Source organism: Candidatus Poriferisocius sp. (genome assembly GCF_965204145.1).
Classification (GTDB): domain Bacteria; phylum Actinomycetota; class Acidimicrobiia; order Acidimicrobiales; family Bin134; genus Poriferisocius.
Genome location: NZ_OZ241977.1, coordinates 3309588 through 3333177, shown reverse-complemented (window position 1 = coordinate 3333177; position 23590 = coordinate 3309588). Strand labels below are relative to the sequence as shown.

The 23590-nt window shown below is 64.2% G+C and carries 24 protein-coding genes and 3 tRNA genes; 22 read left to right on the top strand and 5 right to left on the bottom strand.

The annotated features are described in order from the left end of the window. Positions 1–10: 10 nt before the first annotated feature. The 13 genes from ACOGI7_RS15615 to ACOGI7_RS15555 all read left to right on the top strand — a co-directional run bounded on the left by ACOGI7_RS15615 (position 11) and on the right by ACOGI7_RS15555 (position 14525). The gene (locus ACOGI7_RS15615; protein ID WP_419851531.1) at positions 11–1093 is read left to right on the top strand and encodes an NADH-quinone oxidoreductase subunit D; all 1083 of its coding nucleotides are present in this window, start codon (positions 11–13) and stop codon (positions 1091–1093) included. Further along, on the top strand, positions 1090–2142 hold the full coding sequence (gene nuoH, locus ACOGI7_RS15610) for an NADH-quinone oxidoreductase subunit NuoH (RefSeq protein WP_419849659.1): 1053 nt from the start codon (positions 1090–1092) through the stop codon (positions 2140–2142). The genes ACOGI7_RS15615 and nuoH overlap by 4 nt, the downstream gene beginning before the upstream one ends. Before the next feature lie 9 nt (positions 2143–2151). Then, positions 2152–2685, top strand: a complete 534-nt coding sequence (locus tag ACOGI7_RS15605; protein ID WP_419849658.1) for a NuoI/complex I 23 kDa subunit family protein — start codon at positions 2152–2154, stop codon at positions 2683–2685. Then, positions 2682–3179, top strand: coding sequence for an NADH-quinone oxidoreductase subunit J (locus ACOGI7_RS15600; RefSeq protein ID WP_419849657.1), 498 nt, complete (start codon positions 2682–2684; stop codon positions 3177–3179). Before ACOGI7_RS15605 ends, ACOGI7_RS15600 begins: the two co-directional genes overlap by 4 nt. A gap of 43 nt (positions 3180–3222) precedes the next feature. After that, a complete protein-coding gene (gene nuoK, locus ACOGI7_RS15595) occupies positions 3223–3522 on the top strand; it encodes an NADH-quinone oxidoreductase subunit NuoK (RefSeq protein ID WP_419849656.1) in 300 nt (99 codons plus the stop codon). A gap of 7 nt (positions 3523–3529) precedes the next feature. Beyond that, complete coding sequence (nuoL, locus tag ACOGI7_RS15590; RefSeq protein WP_419849655.1) at positions 3530–5656, top strand: NADH-quinone oxidoreductase subunit L; 2127 nt, start codon at positions 3530–3532, stop codon at positions 5654–5656. A gap of 15 nt (positions 5657–5671) precedes the next feature. Then, positions 5672–7243, top strand: coding sequence for a complex I subunit 4 family protein (locus ACOGI7_RS15585; RefSeq protein WP_419849654.1), 1572 nt, complete (start codon positions 5672–5674; stop codon positions 7241–7243). A gap of 9 nt (positions 7244–7252) precedes the next feature. Further along, positions 7253–8752 carry an NADH-quinone oxidoreductase subunit N gene (locus tag ACOGI7_RS15580; RefSeq protein ID WP_419849653.1) on the top strand — a complete coding sequence of 500 codons (1500 nt, stop codon included), beginning with the start codon at positions 7253–7255 and terminating at the stop codon, positions 8750–8752. Positions 8753–8762: 10 nt separating this feature from the next. After that, a complete protein-coding gene (locus tag ACOGI7_RS15575; RefSeq protein ID WP_419849652.1) occupies positions 8763–9977 on the top strand; it encodes a cytochrome P450 in 1215 nt (404 codons plus the stop codon). Between the two features lie 51 nt (positions 9978–10028). Then, positions 10029–10928: an Fpg/Nei family DNA glycosylase gene (locus ACOGI7_RS15570; protein ID WP_419849651.1), complete on the top strand. Its 900-nt coding sequence runs from the start codon at positions 10029–10031 to the stop codon at positions 10926–10928. A 76-nt stretch (positions 10929–11004) separates the two neighbouring features. Then, complete coding sequence (locus tag ACOGI7_RS15565; protein ID WP_419849650.1) at positions 11005–12270, top strand: sulfotransferase family protein; 1266 nt, start codon at positions 11005–11007, stop codon at positions 12268–12270. Positions 12271–12305: 35 nt separating this feature from the next. After that, positions 12306–13553 (top strand): alkyl sulfatase dimerization domain-containing protein, encoded by a 1248-nt coding sequence (locus tag ACOGI7_RS15560; protein ID WP_419849649.1) that lies wholly within the window; start codon positions 12306–12308, stop codon positions 13551–13553. A 27-nt stretch (positions 13554–13580) separates the two neighbouring features. Beyond that, positions 13581–14525 carry an SDR family NAD(P)-dependent oxidoreductase gene (locus ACOGI7_RS15555; RefSeq protein WP_419849648.1) on the top strand — a complete coding sequence of 315 codons (945 nt, stop codon included), beginning with the start codon at positions 13581–13583 and terminating at the stop codon, positions 14523–14525. Here the strand turns inward: ACOGI7_RS15555 and ACOGI7_RS15550 are convergent, their stop codons facing one another. Beyond that, positions 14526–15290: an acetoacetate decarboxylase family protein gene (locus ACOGI7_RS15550; RefSeq protein ID WP_419849647.1), complete on the bottom strand. Its 765-nt coding sequence runs from the start codon at positions 15288–15290 to the stop codon at positions 14526–14528. A 166-nt stretch (positions 15291–15456) separates the two neighbouring features. Here ACOGI7_RS15550 and ACOGI7_RS15545 point away from each other — a divergent pair, with 166 nt between their 5' ends. Continuing rightward, positions 15457–16374, top strand: a complete 918-nt coding sequence (locus ACOGI7_RS15545) for an SAM-dependent methyltransferase (RefSeq protein ID WP_419849646.1) — start codon at positions 15457–15459, stop codon at positions 16372–16374. Positions 16375–16380: 6 nt separating this feature from the next. On the opposite strand, the gene ACOGI7_RS15540 is transcribed toward ACOGI7_RS15545, so the two are convergent. Continuing rightward, positions 16381–16794, bottom strand: a complete 414-nt coding sequence (locus ACOGI7_RS15540; protein ID WP_419849645.1) for a DUF6941 family protein — start codon at positions 16792–16794, stop codon at positions 16381–16383. A gap of 150 nt (positions 16795–16944) precedes the next feature. Between ACOGI7_RS15540 and acs the strand changes: the two genes are divergently transcribed. The 3 genes from acs to ACOGI7_RS15525 all read left to right on the top strand — a co-directional run bounded on the left by acs (position 16945) and on the right by ACOGI7_RS15525 (position 20323). Beyond that, a complete protein-coding gene (gene acs, locus ACOGI7_RS15535; RefSeq protein ID WP_419849644.1) occupies positions 16945–18903 on the top strand; it encodes an acetate--CoA ligase in 1959 nt (652 codons plus the stop codon). Beyond that, positions 18900–19391: a hypothetical protein gene (locus ACOGI7_RS15530; protein WP_419849643.1), complete on the top strand. Its 492-nt coding sequence runs from the start codon at positions 18900–18902 to the stop codon at positions 19389–19391. Before acs ends, ACOGI7_RS15530 begins: the two co-directional genes overlap by 4 nt. Before the next feature lie 71 nt (positions 19392–19462). Next, complete coding sequence (locus ACOGI7_RS15525; RefSeq protein WP_419849642.1) at positions 19463–20323, top strand: M48 family metalloprotease; 861 nt, start codon at positions 19463–19465, stop codon at positions 20321–20323. Between the two features lie 24 nt (positions 20324–20347). Here ACOGI7_RS15525 and ACOGI7_RS15520 read toward each other — a convergent pair whose 3' ends face one another. Further along, positions 20348–20836, bottom strand: coding sequence for a YajQ family cyclic di-GMP-binding protein (locus tag ACOGI7_RS15520; RefSeq protein ID WP_419849641.1), 489 nt, complete (start codon positions 20834–20836; stop codon positions 20348–20350). Positions 20837–20915: 79 nt separating this feature from the next. On the opposite strand from ACOGI7_RS15520, the gene ACOGI7_RS15515 reads away from it, so the two are divergent. Further along, a tRNA-Tyr gene (locus ACOGI7_RS15515) sits at positions 20916–20997 on the top strand. A 108-nt stretch (positions 20998–21105) separates the two neighbouring features. On the opposite strand, the gene ACOGI7_RS15510 is transcribed toward ACOGI7_RS15515, so the two are convergent. Together ACOGI7_RS15510 and ACOGI7_RS15505 are read right to left on the bottom strand one after the other, a co-directional pair. Further along, positions 21106–21696, bottom strand: coding sequence for an NYN domain-containing protein (locus ACOGI7_RS15510; RefSeq protein WP_419849640.1), 591 nt, complete (start codon positions 21694–21696; stop codon positions 21106–21108). A gap of 177 nt (positions 21697–21873) precedes the next feature. Beyond that, positions 21874–22419 carry an N-acetyltransferase family protein gene (locus tag ACOGI7_RS15505; protein ID WP_419849639.1) on the bottom strand — a complete coding sequence of 182 codons (546 nt, stop codon included), beginning with the start codon at positions 22417–22419 and terminating at the stop codon, positions 21874–21876. A 75-nt stretch (positions 22420–22494) separates the two neighbouring features. Between ACOGI7_RS15505 and ACOGI7_RS15500 the strand changes: the two genes are divergently transcribed. The 4 genes from ACOGI7_RS15500 (at position 22495) to ACOGI7_RS15485 (ending at position 23558) form a co-directional block, all read left to right on the top strand. Beyond that, positions 22495–22567 (top strand) — tRNA-Thr (locus tag ACOGI7_RS15500). A 41-nt stretch (positions 22568–22608) separates the two neighbouring features. Then, positions 22609–22685, top strand: a tRNA-Met gene (locus ACOGI7_RS15495). Between the two features lie 91 nt (positions 22686–22776). Beyond that, on the top strand, positions 22777–23376 hold the full coding sequence (locus ACOGI7_RS15490) for an RNA polymerase sigma factor (protein ID WP_419849638.1): 600 nt from the start codon (positions 22777–22779) through the stop codon (positions 23374–23376). Next, a complete protein-coding gene (locus tag ACOGI7_RS15485) occupies positions 23373–23558 on the top strand; it encodes a hypothetical protein (RefSeq protein WP_419849637.1) in 186 nt (61 codons plus the stop codon). The genes ACOGI7_RS15490 and ACOGI7_RS15485 overlap by 4 nt, the downstream gene beginning before the upstream one ends. Positions 23559–23590: the final 32 nt, after the last annotated feature.

Below are 23590 nucleotides of genomic sequence, written 5' to 3'. Positions count from 1 at the left end.
GACCGAGGGCATGACCCTCAACATCGGACCCCAGCACCCGGCCACCCACGGAACGCTGCGGCTGGTGGCCCGTCTCGACGGCGAGCAGGTGGTGGAGGCCGAGCCGATCATGGGCTACATGCACCGGGGCTACGAGAAGCTGGCTGAGGTGCGCACCTACCCCCAGGTCACCACCCTCATCAACCGAATCGACTGGCTGGGCAGCTTCGCCAACGAAGTGCCGTTCATCCTGGCCGCCGAGAAGCTCATGGAGGTGGAGGCGCCTCCCCGAGCCCAGTGGATTCGCACGGTGCTGTTCGAGTTGAGCCGGATCGCCAACATCACCCTGTTCCTGGGCGACATGGCCGTGCAGCTCGGGGCCCTCACCCCGGTGTTCATGGCCTTCCGAGACCGAGAGTTCGTGCTCAACCAGATCGAGGCGGCCACCGGCGGGCGCTTCCATCCCAACTTCGACCGCATCGGGGGCCTCAAAGACGACCTGCCCAAGGGCTGGATCGAGGACACCAAGCAGGTCATGGAGAAGATGCGGGACTTCTGCGACGAGTTCGAAGAGCTGGTGCTGGGCAATGAGATCTTCCAGGCCCGCAGCCGGGGCATCGGCATCGTGCCCCCCGCGGTCGGCCTGGCTTACGGCCTCTCAGGTGCCAACATCCGAGCCAGCGGGGTGGATTGGGACCTGCGCCGCGACGGCCATGAGGCCCTGGCCTACGACCAGGTGGACTGGAAGGTGTGGACCCACCCCGACGGCGACTCCTTCGCCCGCTACTGGGTGAGGCTCCAAGAGACCCGAGAGGCCACCCATATCGTGGATCAGCTCTTGGACGGGCTGCCCTCAGGCCCGATCATGGCCAAGGTTCCCCGCATCATCAAGGTTCCCGCGGGGGAGGCCTACGCCGCCACCGAGAACCCGCTCGGCGAGATGGGCTACTACATCGTGAGCAAGGGCGACTTGGTGCCGTTCCGGGTCAAGATCCGCTCGGCCAGCTTCTCCAACATCTCCATCACCCCGTGGTTGCTCAAGGGCGTGTACGTGCCCGACATCATCACGATTCTGGCCAGCCTGTACTTCATCCTCGGAGACATCGACCGATGACCGGGGCCGCCGCGATGTCAAGCCTGCTGGCTGTCGAAATTCCCTACTGGGCGTCGACCATCATCAAACTGGGAGTGGTCGCCCTGGTCGTCCCCACCGCCGCGCTGGTGTTGGGCTATGTGTTCCTTCTGAAGATGATGAGCTTCATGCAGAGCCGGCTGGGCCCCATGGAGGCCGGCCCCTACGGCACTCTCCAACTGCTGGCCGACGGGCTGAAGTTCATTCAGAAAGAGGACATCTTCCCAGAGAAGGCCGACCGGACGGTGTTCGCCTTGGCCCCGCTGGTGGTGCTGGTCTCCACCTTCTTGATCTACGTGGTGATCCCCACCGGCCCCGACGCGGTGGTGGCCCAGTTGGATGTGGGCATCTTCTACGCCCTGGCGGTGTCGTCGCTGTCGGTGGTGGGCATCTTGATGGCCGGATGGGCTTCGGCCAACAAATACGCCCTCATGGGGGGCTTGCGGGCTGCCGGGCAGCTCATCGCCTACGAGCTGCCGCTGGTGCTGGCGGTGATGGGCGTGGTCATCCAGGCCGGCACGCTGGATCTTCAGAAGATCGTCACCGCCCAGGCCAACGGGGAGATCTTCGGGTGGGGCGGCATCGGCAACCCGTTCATCATCACCCAGTTCGTGGGCTTCTTCATCTTCCTGGTGGCAGTGCAGGCCGAGACCACCCAGCCGCCGTTCGACATGCCGGTGGCCGAGTCGGAGATCGTGGGCGGCTACCAGGTGGAGTACACCGGCTTCCGATTCCTGTTCTTCTTCATGGGCGAGTTCGGCACCGCCTTTGCCTTTGCTGCGCTGGCCGCAGTTCTGTTCCTGGGCGGCTGGGCCCTGCCGTGGGGCGACCTCACCCACTGGGGGTTCAACATCGCCGGACCGGTCATCATGCTGGTGAAGGTCTTGGCCGTGGCCGCGCTGATCTTCTGGTTCCGTTTCACCTATCCGCGGCTGCGAGAGGACCAGCTTCAGCGCCTCGCCTGGAAGTTCCTCATCCCGTTGTCACTGGTGAACATCGTTGTCACCGGTATTTTCAAGGTCGTTTTGTAGGAGCTCGCCATGGCACTGGTACCAGGACTGATAACGGGGCTGAAGGTCACCGCCCGCACTATGTTCCGCACCCTGTTCGGTGACGGTCCCCCCGTGGTGCCCGCCCCCTCCAACCACGCCCACACCGTGCAGTACCCCCACGTCAAGGAGATGCCCGCCGACCGGGCTCGAGGGGTGATCGCCCTCCACGAGGAGAACTGCACCGCCTGCATGCTGTGCGCCCGTGAGTGCCCCGACTGGTGCATCTACATCGAGGGCCACAAGTACCTGGCGCCGCCGCGCCGCGAAGGGGGCAAGCCCCGACAGAAGAACGCGCTCGACCGCTTCGACATCGATTACGCCCTGTGCATGTACTGCGGCATCTGCGTGGAGGTCTGCCCGTTCGAGGCGCTGTTCTGGAGCCCCGAATACGAGTACTCCGAGCCCCGCATTGCCGACCTGCTCCACGACAAAGAGCGCCTCAGCGAGTGGATGGACACCGTTCCCGACTTCGAGTCCTATGAGCCCGGATCCGAACAGAAGGTGTTGAAGGTTCCCCGGTGATCGCCGAGCACGTCGCCTTCGGGATCATCGCCGCGGTGATGGTGGCCTCCGCCCTGCGGGTGGTGACCACCCGCGACATCGTCCACGCCGCCCTGTACCTGGTGATCGTGCTGGCCGGGGTGGCCGCCCTGTTCCTGCTGGTGGGTGCCGAGTTCACCGGCATCACCCAAGTGCTCATCTACATCGGCGCGGTGATCGTGCTGTTCTTGTTCGGGATCATGCTCACCCGGTCGGACTTCGACCAGGACGAAGAGACCGACCACAAGCGCAAGTTCCCCGCCATACTGACCGCCCTTCTGCTGTTGGCCGTGATGATCGGCGCACTGGTGGACCGCTTCGAGGACGTCAAGATCGACGCCAGCCCGCAAACCACCGCGCAGGTGTCCGACGAGCTGTTCTCCCAGTACATCGTGCCCTTCGAAGCGGTGTCGGTGCTGCTATTGGCCGCCCTCATCGGCGCCATCGTGATCGCCCGCCGAGAGGAGGGCGGCTGATGTTTGTCGCGCTGAGTTCGTTCGCCTCGGGAGCCGATCTCTGATGCTGTTAAATGAGATGCTCCTCCTGGGCGCGGTGTTGTTCTGCATCGGGGTCTACGGCGTGCTGGCCCGCCGCAACGGCGTGCTGGTGCTCATGTCCATCGAGCTCATCCTCAACGCCGTGAACATCAACCTGATCGCCTTCGGGGCGTTCCACGACACGGTCATGGGCCAGATCTTCGCCCTGTTCGTGATCACCGTGGCCGCCGCCGAGGTGGGAATCGGCCTGGCCATTGTTCTCCTGCTGTACCGGAACCGTCGATCCATCGACTTGGACCAAGTCGATCTGATGAAGGGGTGATGGACCGGTGCTGACTGCGAACATCGCCGCCGCCGAAACCGCGGGCAAGGCCGTCGCCGCCTCCGGCTGGTTCCTGGAGAACGCCTGGCTGATCTGGCTGTTCCCCGCGGTGTCGTTCCTGCTGATCCTGCTGTTCGGCAAGCGGTTCCCCCGAGGAGGCTCTGAGATCGGCATCGCCGCGGTCGGGGCCTCATTCGTCTTCGGCCTGATCACCGCCATCCAGTGGATCAGCGAGGTGGAGGGCGGCGCGGGCGGCGCGCTCACCGGATCGATCACCTGGCTCACCAACGACAACAAGGCCATCGGCGCGGGCATCATGATCGACGGCCTGGCCGTGATGATGATCTTCGTGGTCACCGTGGTGTCGCTGCTGGTGCACATCTACTCCACCGACTACGTGGCCGGCGACCGCCGCTACACCCATTTCTTCGCCTTCTTGAGCCTGTTCACCGCGTCGATGCTCTTCTTCGTCACCGCCTCCACCACCCTCCAGATGCTGGTGGGCTGGGAGCTGGTCGGGGTGTGCTCCTTCGTGCTCATCGGCCACTGGTGGGAGGAGAAGGACAACTCCGACGCCGCCCTCAAGGCCTTCTTCACCAACCGGGTGGGCGACATGGGCCTCATCATCGGGGTGTCGATTCTGTTCTTCGGCGCGGGCACCTTCAGCGTGATCGGGGTGAACGAGGCCGCCATCACCGGCACCATGAGCCACACGGTCACGCTGGCCGCCGCGCTGTGCCTCACCGCCGCGGTCATCTCCAAGTCGGGGCAGTTCTTCCTCCACACCTGGCTGCCCGACGCCATGGCCGGGCCCACCCCGGTGTCGGCCCTCATCCACGCCGCCACCATGGTGGTGGCCGGCATCTTCATGGTGGCCCGGCTCTACGGGGTGTTCTTCGAGGGCTTCTCCATCGGCGGTTCCAGCATCAACACGCTGGCTCTGATCGGCGGCTTGACCACCCTGGTGGGCGCCACCCTGGCCTTCGTTCAAAACGACATCAAGCGAGTGCTGGCCTATTCCACCGTCTCCCAGCTGGGTTACATGGTGCTGGCCCTGGGCGTGGGGGCATGGACCGCGGCCCTGTTCCACCTGTTCACCCACGCCTTCTTCAAGGCCTGCCTGTTCCTGGGCTCGGGCTCGGTCAGCCACGCCGTGCACTCCTTCGACATGAAGAAGGACATGGGCGGCCTGCGCAAGGCCATGCCCCACACCTACCGCACGTTCATGATCGGCACGGTGGCGCTGGCCGGGTTGCCCATACTGTCGGGATTCTGGTCGAAAGACGAGATTCTGGTGGGCACCGGCGGCTGGGGCCTGTTCGGCGGCACCGGGGGCAACGGGGCCTACACCGTGATGCTGGCCATGGGCATGATCACCGCGGCGCTCACCGGGGCCTACATGACCCGGGTGGTGTACCTCACCTTCTTCGGCGAGTTCCGGGGCCACGGCACCCCCCATGAGTCTGGCCCCCGGATCACCGTGCCGCTGTGGATCCTGGGCGGATTGGCCGTGGTAGCCGGGTTCATCAACTTCCCGGCCGGCTTCCAGCTCGTTCCCGCGTCATGGGAGGAGAAGTTCCTCCAGTGGGTGGAGCCCGTCGGCGTGAGCTACTTCCCGGCCATCAAGCACGCCACCCCGTCTTGGACGCTGGCCATCGTGTCGGTGATCGTGGCCCTGATCGGCATCGGTGCGGCCTACTACTACTATTTCGTCCGGGTTCGGGCAGTGAGTCCGACTGCCACCGAACTGCCCGATGGCCCCACTTCGAGATCGGCAGTGGCCCGCCTCGGCCACCGAATCCTGGTCAACAAGTACTACCTCGACTGGCTGTACACCACCGTGATAGTCGGCTTCGTCAAAGGGCCTTTGGCCAAGGCGGCGTACTGGACCAACCAGAACGTGATCGACCGGGTGGTGAACGAGGCCGGCACCCGCTCAGTGCAGGCCGGCGAAATCGTCTACCACAAGGTTGACCAGCTGGTGGTGGACGGAATCGTCAACGCCACCGGGAAGATCTCCGACAGCTCGGGGGAGGAGCTGCGCCGCATCCAAACCGGCAAGGTGCAGCAGTACGCCGCCATCATGTTCGCCGCCGCCACCATCCTGGCCGGCATCTTCATCATCGTCATCTAGGGAGCGCACATACATATGGGTGAATTTCTCAACGACTGGGGGCTGAGTATCCCGACGTTCCTGCCGATCATCGGCGCGGCCGTCATGCTGCTCATCCCCAAGGACCGAGAGCAGCTTCACAAGCTGATCGCCTTGGCCACCACCTTGGCGGTGGCCGTCTTCGGCTTGCTGCTGTTGATCCAGTTCATCGACAACGACAACTTCGGCGCCCTCAACTTCGTGGTGGACAAGGGCTGGATAGACGTCATCGACTCCCGCTACATCATGGGCGTCGACGGCATCTCCCTGCCGCTGATGCTGCTCACCATGCTGATCGTGCCCTTGTGCGTGATCTACTCCTGGAACCACTTCCCCGAACCGCACAACCCCAAAGCGTTCTTGATCCTGCTGCTCATCCTGGAAACCGGGATGATCGGCACTTTTGCGGCCCAAGACCTGATCCTGTTCTTCGTGTTCTTCGAAGTGGTGCTGTTGCCCATGTACTTCATGATCGGGGTGTGGGGCGGCGAGAACCGGCGCTACGCCGCCATCAAGTTCTTCTTATTCACCCTGTTCGGCTCAGCGCTGATGCTGGTGAGCTTCTTGGCCCTGTACTTCTTGGCCGATGCCGGTACCTTCGACATGCGGCTGCTGCCCGAGGCGGCCGCCGGCATCGCCAAGTCGTCGCAAGTCTGGGTATTCGGCGGCATGTTCCTGGGATTCGGCATCAAGGTGCCCATGTTCCCGTTCCACACCTGGCTGCCGGATGCCCACACCGAGGCCCCCACAGTGGGGTCAGTGATCCTGGCCGCGGTGCTGTTAAAGCTGGGCACCTACGGATTCGTCCGCATCGCCATCCCCATCCTGCCCGAGGCCGCCGCCGAGTGGGCCCCGTTCATCGGGCTGCTGGCGGTGATCGGGATCATCTACGGCGCATTGGGCTGTTTGGCCCAGCGGGACTTGAAACGGCTGGTGGCGTTCTCGTCGGTGGCCCACATGGGCTTCGTGATGCTGGGCATCGCCACCCTCACCGACTTCGGCATCAACGCCGCGGTGTTCGGAATGGTGGCCCACGGGCTCATCACCGGGATGCTCTTCTTCTTGGCCGGATCAGTGAAGGAGCGCTACCACACCCTGGACATGTCCCGGCTGGGCGGCTTGCTGGTGCAGGCCCCCCGCATGGGCTGGATCCTCGGGTTCTGCGCCATGGCCTCGCTGGGGCTGCCCGGCCTGGCCGGGTTCTGGGGCGAGTTCCCCGCCATCCTGGCCTCCTACAACCCCGCCGCAGTGCTGGCCGAGGAGACCTTCCGGTCGTACATGGTGATCGCCGCCCTGGGCACGGTGCTGGCCGCCGGCTATCTGCTGTGGATGCTGCAGAAGACGGCCTTTGGAACCCCTCGAGAGGAGTTCGCCAACGACCCCCACGTGCATGACGCCACTGTCTCCGAGTACATGGCCTGGGCGCCGCTGCTCATCCTGATTCTGGTGCTGGGCGTGTACCCCCACCTGCTGTTCGGGGCTACCGATCCCGCGGTGGTCAACTCGCTCAGCGAATGCCTGGACTCCGCGACCAGCGGAACGTGCTTCGACGCGGCGGTAGGTAAGTAGGCCATACCGATGCTCTCGTCCCTGCCATCGATCGTCGGCTTCGTCCGACCGGACATCGATTGGCACGCCGTCGCGCCCGAGCTCACCCTGCTGGGAGTGGGCGCGGTGGTCACCCTGCTCGACATCGTGCTGTTGGAGCGGGGACGGGCCTACACCTCGGCGCTGGCCGGCATCGGGCTGCTGGTGGCGCTGATCCCAATCGTGACCCTGGCCGCCGATGGGACCACCCGGGAGATGTTCGGCGGCGCCTTCGTGGTGGACGACTTCGCGCTGATTCTGAAGGCCATGTTCATCGTGGTCGCCTACATCGTGGTGCTGTTGTCCACCAACTACGTGGCCGAAGGCGACTACTGGGAGAACGAGTACTACGGCTTGATGCTGTCGGCGGTGATGGGCATGGTGCTGATGGCATCGGCCCGCGATCTGGTGACCATCTTCGTGGCTCTGGAGCTGCTGTCGATTCCCGCCTACTTGCTGGCGGCATGGCGCAAGGCCGACCCCAAGAGCAACGAGGCCGGGCTCAAGTACTACCTGATGGGGGTGTTCGCCTCGGCCATCATGCTGTACGGCATGTCGCTGCTGTTCGGGCTGGCCGGCGATACCCGTCTTTCGGTCATCTCCGACGCAGTGTCGGGCGGCGATGCCGACCCGGTGGTCATTCTGGCCATCATCTTCGTGATCGTCGGATTCGCCTTCAAGGTGTCGGGTTTCCCCTTCCACATGTGGGCACCCGACACCTACGAGGGCGCGCCCACGCCGGTGACCGCCTTCTTGGCCGTGGCCTCCAAAGCAGCCGGGTTCGTGGCCCTCATGCAACTGGTGCACGCCGGATTCCCGGGACGGGACGACGTATACCAGCCGCTGCTGTGGATCCTGGCCGTAGGCTCGATGACTGCCGGAAACCTCATCGCCCTGCGCCAAGAGAACATCGTGCGCCTCATGGCCTACTCCGGGGTGTCGCAGGCTGGCTTCATGCTGGCCCCCCTGGCCGTGGCCGGCGATATCGGGGGCGAAGCCCTCTCCGCGGTGATCATCTACGTACTGATCTACGCCGCCATGAACCTGGGGGCCTTCGCGGTGATCATCGCCGTGGCCCGCCGCACCGCTTCAGGTGAGATTCGCTCGTATGCCGGGTTGTTCAAATACGCCCCAGGCATGACCATCCTCATGACCATCTTCCTATTCTCCCTGGCTGGAATCCCCCCGCTGGGCGGCTGGTTCGCCAAGTTCGCGGTGTTCCGGGCCGTGGTGGAAGCCGACACCGGCTGGGGCTACTCCCTGGCCGCCATCGCCGCAGTCAACTCGGTAATTGCGCTGTTCTACTACGCCAAGGTGGCCCGCATGATGTGGTTCGAGGACGCCCCCGAAGAGGCCGACACCTCGTCTCTGCGGGTACCTCCTTCCCTAGTGGCTGCCCTCGGCCTCACCGCCGCGGCCACGCTCCTGTTCGGTATCTACCCCGCCGCCATCACCCACTTCACCGAAGGCACCCTCATCGCCCTGCCCTAAGATCCCGCGCGTGCCAGTTGCCGCCGCACCGGTCATCCCGCTCGATGATGACGCCTACTGGGCTGACCCCTATCCGATCATCGCCGAGCTTCGGGACCATCACCGCACCGCCGTAACCCCCGACGGCATGAAAGCCATTTTGCTCTGGTCTGATGCCGAGGAGATCAAGAAGCGCCCCGAGTTTGAGAATGAAGGTCTTGAGTACATCGAAAAGCGAGGCTTCAAGCCCGGTGACCCGCTGTATGAGTGGCGGCGCTATTCGATAGGCGCCCGCAATGGCGAGGACCACCGCCGACTCCGGAGCCTGGTGAACCGAGCCCTGACTCCGAAATCAGTGGAAAAGGTCCGCCCGGTGACCCGCGAGCACGTTCGGGCGCTTCTTGAGCGGCATGCAGAATCAGGCGAGTTCGACGTCAGAAAGGAGATCACCGCCATCCCATTCATGTCGGTGGTTGCTTTCCTCGACATAGAGATGGACGAAGCAGCCAACATCGGAAAGCAGATGGCAGGAGCGGGTGCCGACGCCTTCGGCCCCAACGTGACCCAAGAGATCCGGGACCGGGCCAACGACACATTCGCCGCTCTAATGTCCTTTGTTGGCGAATTGGTGGAGAGCCGACGGTCAAACCCGCGCGATGACCTGCTCACCCGGTTGATCGAAGCCGAGGAGGATGGCCACCGGCTGAGCCATGATGAGCTGATCGTGCTGTTCACCAACATCTTCGGCGGCGCCATTGAGACCACGGCCAGCATGATGACCAGCACGTTCCTCCAGTTCGCCCGCCACCCAGACCAGCTGGAACTGCTGCGCCACGACCCCGAAAGGCTCAAACGGGGTGCGGTGGAGGAGGTGCTCCGCTACCGGCCCGCGTTCTACGCCAGCGGCAACAAGGCAAACACCGCCGCAGAGGCCGGAGGGCTTCAATTTGAAGCGGGTGAGCCGCTCAGCATCATCATCGGCGGTCCCAACCGAGACCCGGCCCGCTACTCCGATCCCAACCGATTCGACATCACCCGCGACCCCACGGTTTGGTCGTTCACCTTCAGCATGGGCCCGCACTTCTGCCTTGGTCAGGCGCTCGCTCGGGCCGAACTCCAAGAGACCGCCGCGATCATTGCCCGCCACACCCGCGACCTCGAGCTCACCGCCGAACCTCGCTGGCTACCCCGGGTCATGGTCAACCATGTCGACCAGTGCCCCATCCGCTACCGCTACGAACCCTGAACCCAAGCCGTAATCTCTGGCTGATGGTCCAGACAGAGCGGCATTGCTGAAATGCCTGAGCTGCCTGATGTGGTGGTCTATCTGGAGGCGCTGGATCGGCATGTGGTGGGCCGGGAGCTGCGCAAGATCCGAATAGTCGGCATCAGCCTGCTTCAGACGTTTGATCCTCCGATCAACGAGGCTGAGGGGCGAAAGGTGGTCGGCACCCAGCGGTTGGGCAAGCGGCTGGTGCTGGAACTAGGTGGGGCTGACGAACTATTCCTAGTGATCCATTTGATGGTGGCGGGGCGGTTGCGGTGGCGGGATGAGGTGGGGGCTAAGCCGCCGGGGAAGATCGGGTTAGCCGCCTTCGACTTCGACCACGGCACCCTGGTGCTCACCGAGGCCAGCAAGCGCAAGAAGGCATCGCTGTGGCTGATCCGAGGGGCCGACGCGTTGATCGAACAACACGACCGGGGCGGGGTGGAGCCACTAGAAGTGGGCGAGGCCGAGTTCCGCGACGCCCTGACTGGGCGCAACCGCACGCTGAAGCGGGCCCTCTGCGATCCCACCGTGTTCAGCGGCATCGGCAACGCCTACAGCGACGAGATCCTGTTCCACGCCGGGTTGTCCCCGGTGCAACGCACCGAAAATCTCGATAGCGACGAGGTCGCCCGGCTCTATGAGGCCACTCGAACCACGCTGGTCGACTGGACCGAGCGCCATCGCCAAACGGTGGGCGACGGCTTCCCAGATAAGGTCACTGCCTTCCACGACGACATGGCCGTCCACGGCAAGTACGGCCAGCCCTGTCCGATATGTGCGGTCCCGGTTCAGCGGATCGTCTATGCCGACAACGAGGTCAACTACTGCCCCCAGTGCCAAACCGACGGCCGCATCCTGGCCGACCGCTCCCTATCCCGTCTCCTCAAAGACGATTGGCCCCGCAACATCGAAGACCTCGAAGACTGACTCCCATCTTTGACGCCACTTCCGGAACTTAGAATGATCAACCGACTCCCATAGAACGCTTGTTGAGAGAGTGCCCGTGAACGAAATCCGAATCGCCGATCTCGCCGAACCAGAGCTGACTGAGTTCCAAATCAGCGCCCGAGAATTCGGCGACACACTCACCGTCTCTTTCGACCGAGATGAGATCCTGGCCGATGCCTGTGCCGAAGCAGGGATGAGCGACTACGGCCCCGATGACTTCCTCCAGCGCCTCGACCTCATCTGCGAAGACTGGGGCACCGACCCAACTATCAATGGTCTGGGGCGGTTCATGCTGCGAACACAACTCGTTGGCTATACCCGTACCCGTTTGCTGGTCATGGACTATCTCAAGCACCACCCCGATGTGCACGACATCGAGATTCGACAGCCCATCATCGTTGTCGGGCTCCCCCGCACCGGGACAACCCATCTGGTGAATCTGCTGGCTGCCGACTCCAGAATGCGCTCACTGCCGTGCTGGGAGGCGAGTGAACCGCTGCCCCGACCTGATGACGAGATGCTCCCCGATGGCACCGACCCCCGGTACCAGCGCAGTGCGGAGGGGTGGGAGATGTCGGTTCAGTCTGCGCCCTTGATCGCCGCCATGCACGACATGGCCCCCGACACCATCGACGAGGAAATCTCGCTCATGTACTCGGATTTCTCAACCTACAGCTTCGAATGGAACAGCTTCGCCCCCCGCTTTCGAGACCACTACTACGCGAGCGACCAACTGCCCCGTTACGAGTATCTGAAGACCATGCTGAAGCTCTTGCTGCACCGTCAGCCTCCCGATTCGCCATCTCGCTGGGTGCTGAAGTCGCCCATGCACCTGGAGAACCTTCCCGAGCTCAGGGCCATGTTCCCCGATGCCACCTACGTGATGACCTACCGGGATCCGGTGTCGGTCATCCAATCGGCCATAACCATGCTGGCCTATGGCCAGCGCATGACCCGCAAGTCGGTAAGGATCGCCCAGTTGGCCGAGTACTGGCCCGACCGGATCGAGCGGCTCCTGCGGCGGATGGTGGAGCACTTCCACCTGCTGCCGCCGGAACAGCGGGTCGATGTCCACTTCCACGACTTCATGGCCGACAACGCCGCGGTGGTCAGACGGGTCCACGAAACTGCCGAACTTCCCGAGACCGAGCAGTCTCAAAGAGAGATCACCGACTACGTGGGGGCAAACCCCCGGGGCAAGCACGGCCAAATCGTCTACGACCTCGAAGGCGACTTCGGGGTCAATCCGTCGAAGATGCGCCAGCGCTTCAAGTTCTACTTCGATGCGTTCGGCGTTAAGCCCGAAGGGGAGATGGGATGAGCTACGTGGACCATCACAAGAGAAGGGACCCCTGAATGCGCACACCGATTTACCGCTCTCGTCCGGTGGATCCCACCCCGGCAAGATTCGGCCGCTGTGAGCGGATCAACGACTTCGTGGTGATGTCGGAGGGTTTCTCCAACGTCTATCTCCTGGAATCCGGGGGTCCCAGCGTGCTGGTCAACTCGGGCATGGGGATCGAGGCGCCGGTCCACCATCACAACCTCTCCACCCACTCAGATGCCCCCATCGGACATCTGGTTTTCACCCAGGGGCACGTGGACCACGTCGGGGGGACGGCCTTTTTTCGAGAGCTCTACCCCGGCCTCGAGGTGATTGCCCAAGGCGGGAACCCCGAACATCAGAGCTACGACAACCGCCTGGCCTGGTTTCGGGCCCAACGTGCCGGGTTCGCCTTTGACGATGAGTACGCGGTCATGAACCGCCATTACCGCGACCACGGATACACCCACTTCAACCCGCAGGATGCCCCCACTCCTGATGTGCTCTTCGACGACCGGCTGGAACTCAACGTGGGCGGGTTGGACGTCGTGCTCATCGGATGCCCCGGCGCGGAGACCAACGATTCACTGATCGTCTGGCTTCCGCAAAACCGCATCTGCCTCACCGGCAACCTGTTCGGCTGCCCGTTCGGCCACTTTCCCAATCTGTCCACCATTCGGGGCGACCGCTACCGCGATGCCCTGGTTTGCGCCCAGGCGGCTCAGACGGTGCTCGACCTCGCTCCGGCGATGATCCTCTACGGACATCACGCTCCGGTTGTCGGCGAGGACGTGATCGAAGCCGAGTTGACCGCCTTTCGCGATGGAACCCTCTACGTACACGACGAGACCGTGAAGGGGATGAACGAGGGCAAAGACGTCCGCACGCTCATGAGAGAGATCTCACTGCCCCCGGAACTGGAGCTGGGAGAGGGCTACGGCAAGGTGTCGTGGGGGGTGCGCTCAATCTGGGAGCACTACAGCGGCTGGTTCCACGCCGAATCCACCACGGAGCTCTACGACATCGGCCCCCGGTCGGTGGACGCCGACTTGGTGGAGCTGGCCGGCGCGGAGCGGATCGTTGATCGAGCCGGCGAGAAACTGGCGGCTGACAACCCAGAAGAAGCACTCCACTTGCTCGATATCGTTCTCGGCCACCAGCCCGATCATGCCGGAGCTCTAGAGCTATCCCGCCAAACCCACCAGCGCTTGCTGGAGCGGTCCGAGAACATGTGGCTGACTCGATGGCTCAAGCACCAGTTGAAGTTGCTAGACAACTGAACAGCCCATCAAGGGGAAAGGCCAATAATGAGTTCATTCAAGCGAGAGTCCACCGCCGAAGAGGTTGTTGACGGGCTTGACCTGTCGGGGCAGACCTACATGATCACTGGCACAACCAGCGGGCTGGGTGAGGAGTCAGCCCGGGTGCTGGCCGCCCGCGGGGCCCGGGTGGCCATGCTGGCCCGGAACCCCGAGGCCAATCTCGAGGCCGCCGACCGCATTCGCTCATCGGTGCCCGATGCCAACCTGTCGACGCACCAATTGGACCTCTCTGATCTGTCCAGCGTGGAGAGCTTCGCCGCCGAGGCCGCCGACCAGTTCGACCGCATCGACGTGCTGATGAACAACGCGGGGGTGATGTGCTGCCCATTCGGCCGAACCTCCGACGGCTTCGAGATGCAATTCGGCACCAACCATCTAGGCCACTTCGCCTTAACCGCCCGGCTGCTACCGCTGCTGTTCCAAGCCGAGAATCCTCGGGTGGTAACCCTGTCGTCGGGGGGCCACCGCATCTCCGACGTGGATCTCGAAGATCCCAACTTCGAGACCACCCCCTACGACCCCTGGGTGTCCTACGGCCGGTCGAAGAGCGCCAACATCCATTTCGCCGCCGAGTTGGCTCGGCGCTGCGGCGATGAACTGGTCTCGCTGTCGGTCCATCCCGGCGCGATCCCCACCAAGCTGGGCCGGCACATGACCAAAGAGATGATCGAGGGCATGAGAGAGCGAGCCAAAGCCAGCTCGTCCTCAGGCCAAGGCCTCCAATACAAGACCCTGGAATCCGGTGCCGCCACCCAAGTTTGGGCCGCAACCGCCCCGGAAATGGCCGACCACAATGGCAGGTACCTGGCCGACTGCAGCGTGGCCGAGCCGGGTACAGGTGAGATCGGCTACGCCCCCCACATCTACAACCCGCCCACCGAGGCCGCGCTGTGGGAGCTCAGCGAGCGCCTCGTCGGCTTGTCGTTCTAGCTAGGGCTGGCGGGGGCCGCCTCGGGTGCCGGGCCAACGGGAACCGCTGATGACGTCGGCGCTGGGCCAGAACGCATCGGGATCCAGCGGGCCGGCGTTGGTGATCTGCCGGTCGATCATCCGATTGGTCACCAACTGCGCCGTGAGCTGCTCAACGATGGGGAAATAGCGGGCTACGGGATCCCAGGGGCTGTCCAGCAACCGCAGCTCGCCGTCGATGTCCTCGACGTGGGTCTGCTCGAAGGTGGTGGCCACATCCACGACGTGAGGCGGGAAGTCGTATTGCTTCTCGGCACCGCCAATGGCCCGGGAGTACTTGGTCCACCACTCGTGTTCGGTGAACTCTCCAGCCATCGGCTCCACCGCTCCGGTCACATCGCCCTCGAACTCGAGGAACGTGTAGCCCTGATGGATGGTCCGGGCCTCCACCCGGTTGCCCAGGCGATAGAAGCGGATGTCGCACGGGTACTTGGGCTGGCCGTTGGTCTCGCCGCTGATGAAGATGGCGGCCTCCTGGTCGATGCCCAAGCCCAGGCTGTACTGACCATTCACGCCCTTCCAGCTGGCTGGCACCTTCACGCTCACGCCGTATTCGGGCTCGCCCAGCACGGGCACGCAGTACACCCCCACAGTGACGATCGGTTCGCCCGCGGTAAGCCCCGGCGGGAGAACTTGCTCAATGCCAGCCGGATCGGTCCGATACGTGACGGTCAGCTTCGGCCAGCCGGCGACCTCGCCGGGCCGGCTCATCGGGGTCTCAGACATGGTGCCTCCAGTGCCGGATACCGCGATCCACACGGTTCCGCTAATTCGATGGCCACAGTGTATTGACAACACAAATGCAGCGCACCGCTGAGGTTCCCAGTTGCCTGCATCGCCATACTGGAACGGTGGAATTCACCGTGCTTGGTAGCAAGGTTCTCTGATTTCGATGACAGGGTTCGCCGAGTTCATGGAACGGGCGCTGTATGACCCTGAGCATGGGTTCTACGAGTCGGGTCAAGCCGGACGGCGCGGCGGCCACTTCATCACCAGCCCTGAGGTCGGGCCGCTGTTCGGCGCGGTGCTGGGCCGGATGCTGGACTGCCGGTGGGGCGAGTTGGGCCAGCCCGACCCGTTCACTGTGATCGATGCCGGGGCCGGACCGGGCACTTTGGCCCGCACCGTGGCCAAGAGCCGGCCCGGCTGCATGCCTGCACTGCGCTGGATCAACGTCGAGCGCAGCGCCGCGGGACGCGCCGCCCATACCATGGGCGATTCACGGGCCGACATGCCCGACGGCCCGATCACTGGGGTGATCGTGGCCAACGAGCTGCTCGACAACCTCCCACTGCGCCTTTTTGACCCCAATGGCAGCGAAGTGGGCGACCACCGCCCCAGTCCCGAGACTCGCCTGACCCCCCGGCAAGACCAGGCCGGCGCCTGGCTGTCTCAAGCTCTGTCGATCCTGGACCAAGGCACCGTGGTGGTCATCGACTACATGAGCACCACCGAGGAAATGACTGCTCGACCTTGGCCCGAATGGCTGCGGACCTATCGGGGCCACGAGCGGGGCGACGATCCGTGGACCGCCCCCGGTACCCAGGACATCACCTGCGAAGTGGCCTTGGACCAACTCTCGACGGTGTGTCCTCCCACCAGGGTCACCGACCAGGCCAACTGGCTCAAAGCTCACGGTATCGACGAGCTGGTGGCCGAAGGCACCGCCGCCTGGCGGGCCGGTGCCGCCCAAGGCGATCTGACCGCACTGGCCGGACGCAGCCGAGCGATCGAAGCCGAAGCCCTGCTCGACCCCGCCGGTCTGGGCAGCTTTACCGTGGTCGAATGGGACGTGCCGACGCCGAGCTGATCCGAATCAGGCCTTGGCCCGGACTGCGGCTCGAAACCCCAGCGCCACCGGGTTCGCTCCTTCGACTTCTGGGTGGATGGCCACCTGATAGCGACCCGGCGTCGGAAGCTTCATCGCCCGAAAATCGGCCACAAACGGCACGTTAACCAGCTCGCCCGGATCATGGCCCGAGCCCAGCTTCACCTGCACTTCTCCCACCATCTCGGCCAGCTTCTGCCCATCGGCGTCTTCAACCCGCACCCTGATCTTGTTGGCGTTGGCCGCCTCCACCGGCGACATCTCCAGCACCAAGGCCAGCATCACGCCGATCGGAGCGGGAAACGACTCCCGATACACCCGGGTGATGCCCGCCGAGCTCACAAACAGCAGCCCCTCCCGCACCTGGGCGAAATCGCACAGCGTGGCAACCCTGATCTCCATGATCGCCGATCAGCTCTCTGCCCGCAGATACGTCACTAGATGACCATAACCCCTCTGGGGCGGCAGAATGCCAAGTGTCCAAAACCTCTGTGAGACGACAGAATGTAGGCTCGCCGCGCTGTTCCGCGAGAGCATCGGAAAGGACCGACCATGGCTGAAGCCACCATCGAGGACTACTATGTCGAAGAGCGCACCTTCGCTCCGTCCTCCGATTTTGCCGCCGCCGCACTGGCCAACGACCGCTCGCTCTATGACGAGGCGGAGAGGGACTTCGAGTCGTTCTGGGCCCGACAGGCCCGCGAGCTGCTGAGCTGGGACACCGATTTCAACACTGTTTTGGAATGGGATCTGCCCTTTGCCCGCTGGTTCGTCGGCGGCACCCTCAACGTTTCGTACAACTGCCTCGACCGCCACGTTGAAGCGGGCCACGGCGACAAGATCGCCTTCCACTGGGAGGGTGAGCCGGGCGACACCCTCACCATCACCTACGCCGACCTGCTCGCCGAGGTGTCCAAATTCGCCAACGTGCTCAAGGGCCTGGGATTGGGCGCGGGCGACCGGGTGGCCATCTATATGCCGATGATCCCCGAGCTGCCGGTGGCCATGCTGGCCTGCACCCGCATCGGCGTGGCCCACTCGGTGATCTTCGGCGGCTTCTCCCCCGACGCCATCGTCGACCGCTGCGAGGATGCCGAAGCCCGACTCATCATCACCGCCGATGCCGGCTACCGCCGGGGCGCCCCTTCCATGCTGAAGCCCAACGTGGACACCGCCCTCAGCCAGGGGGCCGACTCGGTGGAGCACGTGGTGGTGGTCAACCGCTGCGACACCGACGTCGACATGGCCGAGGGTCGGGACCTGTGGTGGCACGACCTCATGGCCGACGCGTCGGCCGACTGCCCGCCCGAGCCCATGGACTCCGAGGCGCTCCTCTACCTGCTCTACACGTCGGGCACCACCGCCAAGCCCAAGGGCATCATGCACACCACCGGCGGCTACCTCACCCAGGTGGCCTTCACCCACAAGTACGTGTTCGACCTGAAGCCCGACACCGACGTGTACTGGTGCGCGGCCGACATCGGCTGGGTCACCGGCCACAGCTACATCGTGTACGGCCCGCTGGCCAACTGCGCCACCTCGGTGATCTACGAGGGCACCCCCGACACCCCGGGCCGCGACCGGCTCTGGGACATCGTGGAGCGCTACGGCGTCACCCAGCTCTACACCGCCCCCACCGCCATCCGCACCTTCATGAAGTGGGGCGCTCAAGAGCCGGCCAAGCACGACCTGTCCAGCCTGCGGGTGCTGGGCACCGTGGGCGAGCCCATCAACCCCGAGGCGTGGATGTGGTACCACACCCACATCGGCGGGGGCAGCTGCCCCATAGTGGACACCTGGTGGCAGACCGAGACCGGCGGCCACATGATCTCCCCGCTGCCCGGCGTGACCACCACCAAGCCGGGGTCGGCCACCCATCCCATTCCCGGGGTATTCGCCGAGCTGGTGGACGACGACGGCCGCCCGGTGGAGCGAGGCGGCGGCTACCTCACCATCACCCGCCCGTGGCCGTCGATGCTGCGGGGCATCTGGGGCGACCCCGAGCGCTACCGGGATACGTACTGGAGCCGGTTCGAGGGCCGCTATTTCGCCGGCGACGGGGCCAAAGTCGACGACGACGGCTACCTGTGGCTGCTCGGCCGGGTGGACGACGTGATGAACATCTCCGGCCACCGAATCTCCACCACCGAGGTGGAGTCGGCCTTGGTGGACCATGCCGCGGTGGCCGAGGCTGCCGTGGTGGGCGCGGCCGACGACACCACCGGCCAGGCCATCATCGGCTACGTGATCCTGCGGGGCAGCCACGACGCCACCGACGAGCTGGGCGAGGAGGTCCGCCAGCATGTGGCCACCAAGCTGGGGCCCATTGCCCGGCCCAAGACGGTGGTGCTGGTTCCCGACCTGCCCAAGACCCGCTCGGGCAAGATCATGCGCCGTCTGCTGCGGGATGTGGCCGAGGGCCGCAGCCTGGGCGACACCACCACCCTGGCCGACCAGTCGGTGGTGGACGAGATCCGCACCCGGGCCGCCGAATCCCCCCAAGAAGATTGAGCAGCCCACCCGACACATCTCACTGGAGATGGCGCGAAGGCCCCATCGCCGGCGGTCCCGCGGTGATCGTGGATGTGGACGGGGTGATCTCCGACGCCAGCAGTCGCCAGCACTTGGCCAAAGCCCGCCGCTGGGATGAGTTTTTCGCCGGCTGTCCCGACGACCCTCCATTGGAGGCGGCGGTGGCCCTGGTCAGCTCACTGGCCCCCGACATCACCGTGGTGCTGCTCACCGCCCGCCCCTGGCACCTGCTCGACGCCACGGTGTCCTGGCTGAAGACGCACCAGGTCCGATGGGACCTGCTGATCCTGCGGCCCCCCAACAGCGGCGGTTCGTCGCGGGCGTACAAAGCCACTGAGGTAAACAACCTCCGCCGCCACGGATTCGACTTGCTCTATGCCCTCGAAGACGACCCCCGCAACGTGGAGATGTACGCCGAGTCCGACGTCCCCTGTGTCTACGTCTACTCCGGCTACTACGACCGCTGACGAGCGAAAATCGCCGTCGGCCGATAGCCTGACCTTCAGAATCTGATCTTCAAATTGGGGTGACCCTGGGCATGAACACGATCAAGACAATCCTCCTGCTGGTGCTGATGGCAGCCCTGTTCGTAGCCGTCGGCGGGCTGCTGGGCGGCAGCGGCGGACTGGCCATTGGAATTGTCATCGCGGTGGTCGTGGTGGGCGGCTCGTACTGGTTCAGCGACAAGCTGGCCATCGCCTCGGCCCGGGCCGTGCCAGTCACCTCCGCGCAGCTCCCCCAGTATCACGCCATCATGGAAGAGCTCACCGCCAAGGCCCAGATTCCCATGCCCAAGCTGTACGTGAGCCCCAATCCCCAGCCCAACGCCTTCGCCACTGGCCGCAACCCCAAGCACGCCGCGGTGGCCATCACCGAAGGGCTCATCAATCACTTGAGCTGGGACGAGATTCGGGGAGTGCTAGCCCACGAGCTGGCCCACATCCGCAACCGCGACATCCTCATCGGTTCGGTGGCCGCGGCCATCGCCATGGCCATCACCTTCGCCTCCCGCATCGCGGTGTGGGGCATGATCTTTTTCGGCGGACGAGGCCGCGACAACGGCCCTGGGGAACTGGTCGGAGTCATCCTGGCCGCCATTTTGGCCCCAATCGCCGCAAGCATGATCCAAATGGCCATCAGCCGCACCCGGGAATACCAGGCCGATGCCTCCGCCGCCCGCCTCATCGGCGACGGCGAGCCCCTGGCCCGAGCCCTTGAAAAGCTGAACGCCGCCTCCCACCGCATCCCGGTCAACGTGCCGGTGGAGCAGGCATCCCACTACATCGTCAACCCCCTCACTGGCCGGGCCAATTTCCGCAGCCTGTTCAGCACCCACCCCTCCGCCGAGGAGCGCATCCGCCGCCTCCGCGCCGGCGAGTGGGCCCCCCAGGCCTACTAGACAGCCAAACTCGCGGAGAGCCGGTCAGTCCCGGAAATTCCCGAACTGCAAGGGGATGGCGAAGTCGGCCTCTTTGAGCGCGGCGATCACCTCTTGGAGCATGTCCCGCTTCTTGCCGCTCACCCGCAGCTGGCCGCCCTGGGTCTGCGACGAGACCCCCTTCATTCCCAAGTTCTTGATGAACTTGTTCATCTCCCGGGCCTTGTCGGCCGAGATGCCCGCGGCCAGCGCCGCCTCTTGGCGAACCGTCCCTCCGGCCGCGTCTTCCACCGACCCGTAGTTCACCCCCTTCAGCGACACCTTGCGCCGCACCAATTTCTCCTCCAGCACCTGACGGGCCGCGGCCAGCCGGTCCTCGTTGGACGATCTCAGCGTGATCACCCCTTCGCCCAGCGCCACCTCGCTCCCGGTGTTCTTGAAGTCATAGCGGCTGTGAATCTCCCGAGCCGCCTGGTCCACCGCATTGCGGACCTCCTGCATGTCCAGCTCAGAAGAAACATCAAACGTAGGCATCACCCGAACCTACCGCACCATTCCCCGTGGTATTCGAGTGGGGAAGCAACCTCGCAGGCCGGTAGGGTTGTCCCTCGTTGGGTCGGTGCCCGAGCGGCCAAAGGGAACGGGCTGTAAACCCGTCGGCATAGCCTTCGGAGGTTCAAATCCTCCCCGGCCCACTTTGCGATGTGTCAGGACATAGGAACCTTGTGAACGCAAGTGTTCTCATCTCTGCCACCTAGTCCAATGGATGGCGTGGTTCCTTCGTGCTTGGCCGCTTCGCCGATTCACCGTCTCTTCGGGCGGTAGTCCCTCGGGTCGCGGCAAGCGTCGTAGGTGGCTTTGTCAATGGGAACCCACTTTGTTCCGGGTACACCTCTGTTTGACGAACTTCCTGGACCAACAGGGAATGCTGATTCGAACACCAGATTCCGTCCCTGCGCCTGGGCGATGGTCTTGGCAAGCCGTATAGCGGGACCAAAGTCCCAGTCTTGGCTGACAATGATCGCGACGTCATACCGCTGCTCGTGGGTTGCTTGCACAAGGTCGAGTGCCAGGCTGACATCCACACCTTTCTCTTGTCCCCACGAGCTCACTCTGCCCGCATAGACGTGGACGCCCCTGTTCCGGAGATGCCAGAGCTTGTTCGTCCAGAAGCTGTGCCAGAACTTCTGCGATGGCCGATCAGGCACGCCGGTGTAGAAGCGGGTCTCGCTGAGAATTCGCCCGGGGACGCGCGAAGCCAGTGCGCCAGCAAGTCCCTCAACGTCGTAGCTCGGCCATGCGTACGGAGATGAAGGACTCACAACCGCGGGTGCCCATGCACGCTTGGCAAGGTGAAAAAGGTTCTGGCCGTCGACCAGCACAATGGTGCGCATAACAAAAAACACCCGCCCGGGGATGGATCAAAACGATCCGTCCACCGGGCGGGGAATGATGACTGAAAGGTAGCGCGAGAACGATCGGATATCAACGCGCATTTTCTATCTGACACTTACCTCAGTCTCGGCCTGCCCCTATGCCGGGCCCCGGTTTGAACAACCCAACTGAGAGCGTCAGGTTCTCCCCGGCCCACTCCAGTCTTGCAGCATGAGCTGCATCACGGTTACGTCTATCCACCGGCCAAATTTGCGGCCTACTTCGCGCTCGGTGCCGGCTATTTCGAATCCAACGGAGCGGTGGACGGCGACCGATGCCTCGTTTCCCCCGGATATTCGGGCGATCACGGTGTGGAACCCGTGGGTTTGGGCCAGTCCGATTATCTCCACCAAAAGCGCTCGGCCGATGCCTTTGCCGCGATGGTCCTGGTGGACATACACCGAGTTCTCCACCGTGGTGTTGTAGGCCGGTCGGGTATGGAAGGGCGACAGCGACGAGAAGCCCAGCACGGTGTCATCGTCGTCATCCGGCGTGGCCACCAGCACCGCGTGAACCCCGCTGCGGTCTTGCAGCCAGGTGCGCTGGGCAGCCACGGTTCGAGGCTCCAACTCGAAAATGCTGGTCCCGTTGAGGATCTCGTAGTTGACGATCTCCCGAATGCCATCGGCATCAGACAGCCTCGCTGCTCGAATCGCCACCGGCTGCACCGTACCGTTCGTCACCTCCCAATTCTGGCTTTCCCGCCCCTGGCACAGAGTGGCAATATTGGCGTCGCAAAGGGATAGAGTTCCCAGCCCGCCTCCTTAGCTCAGTCGGCAGAGCGTTTCCATGGTAAGGAAAAGGTCGAGAGTTCGATTCTCTCAGGAGGCTCAGGGTCTCTTCGGCGGTTTCCAGCCGCGGAATGGCCCCGGGGCGGCGTAGCTCAGTCGGTAAGAGCGCTCGACTCATAATCGAGAGGTCGCCAGTTCGAGTCTGGCCGCCGCTACCACCCACCCTTTCGCCCCGCTGCGGGCCGGGGATAATCTGGCCCCATCGAACCCGCCGCATCTCGTCAACCGGTCCCTGAGGACGCTGCGCTGGTGGAGGCCGCCCGCCGCGGCGACCGCGACGCGTTCAACGAGCTGGTCCGCTCCACCTACCGGGACATCTACGCCCTGGCCTACCGGCTCACCGGCAATCGAGACGACGCCGGTGACGTGGTGCAAGACGCCTATGTCCGGGCCTACCGGGCGATCCGCCGCTTTCGGGGCGACTCCAGCTTCTCCACCTGGATGTACCGCATCACCAGCAACTGCGCGTCGACGCATTTGAGCCGCCGATCCCGCCAGCGCACCGAAGAGCTGGGCAGCGACGTGCCCATCGTCGATCTGCGGCCAGAGCAGGACCCGAGCCTGCGAGCCGAGGCCGCTGTGCTGCGTCACCACCTCGACCGAGCGATACGGGCGCTGCCTGAGCGATTGCGCCAAGTGGTGGTGCTGCGTGATCTGCACGATCTCTCGCATAGCGAGATCGCCGCCGAGTTGGGCATCACGACTTCGGCGGCCAAGGTCCGGCTCCATCGGGCCCGGCAACGGCTGCGCGCCGTGCTGCAACGCACGGCCGAACTGGGCGCCGATCAAACCGCGCCCTTATATCAAGAAGAACAAAATCAAGAAGGCCAAGACGAGGCGGCCTCATGATCAATGACGCCTCCCGGTCTTTCGACCACCGCCCCCCGGCCGAGGCGCCCCCCACCCTGGTGTGGAAGGTCATGGCCCGGCTCGACGAATACGACCGGCGCCGACAACTCATCAGGCGCTTCCTGGCCGCCACCACCCTGGCCTTGATTACCCTTCTCTACCGTCGGCGAACCCGCCGCTAGTCGCCCTGCCCCCGTGATTTCGTATTGGGATG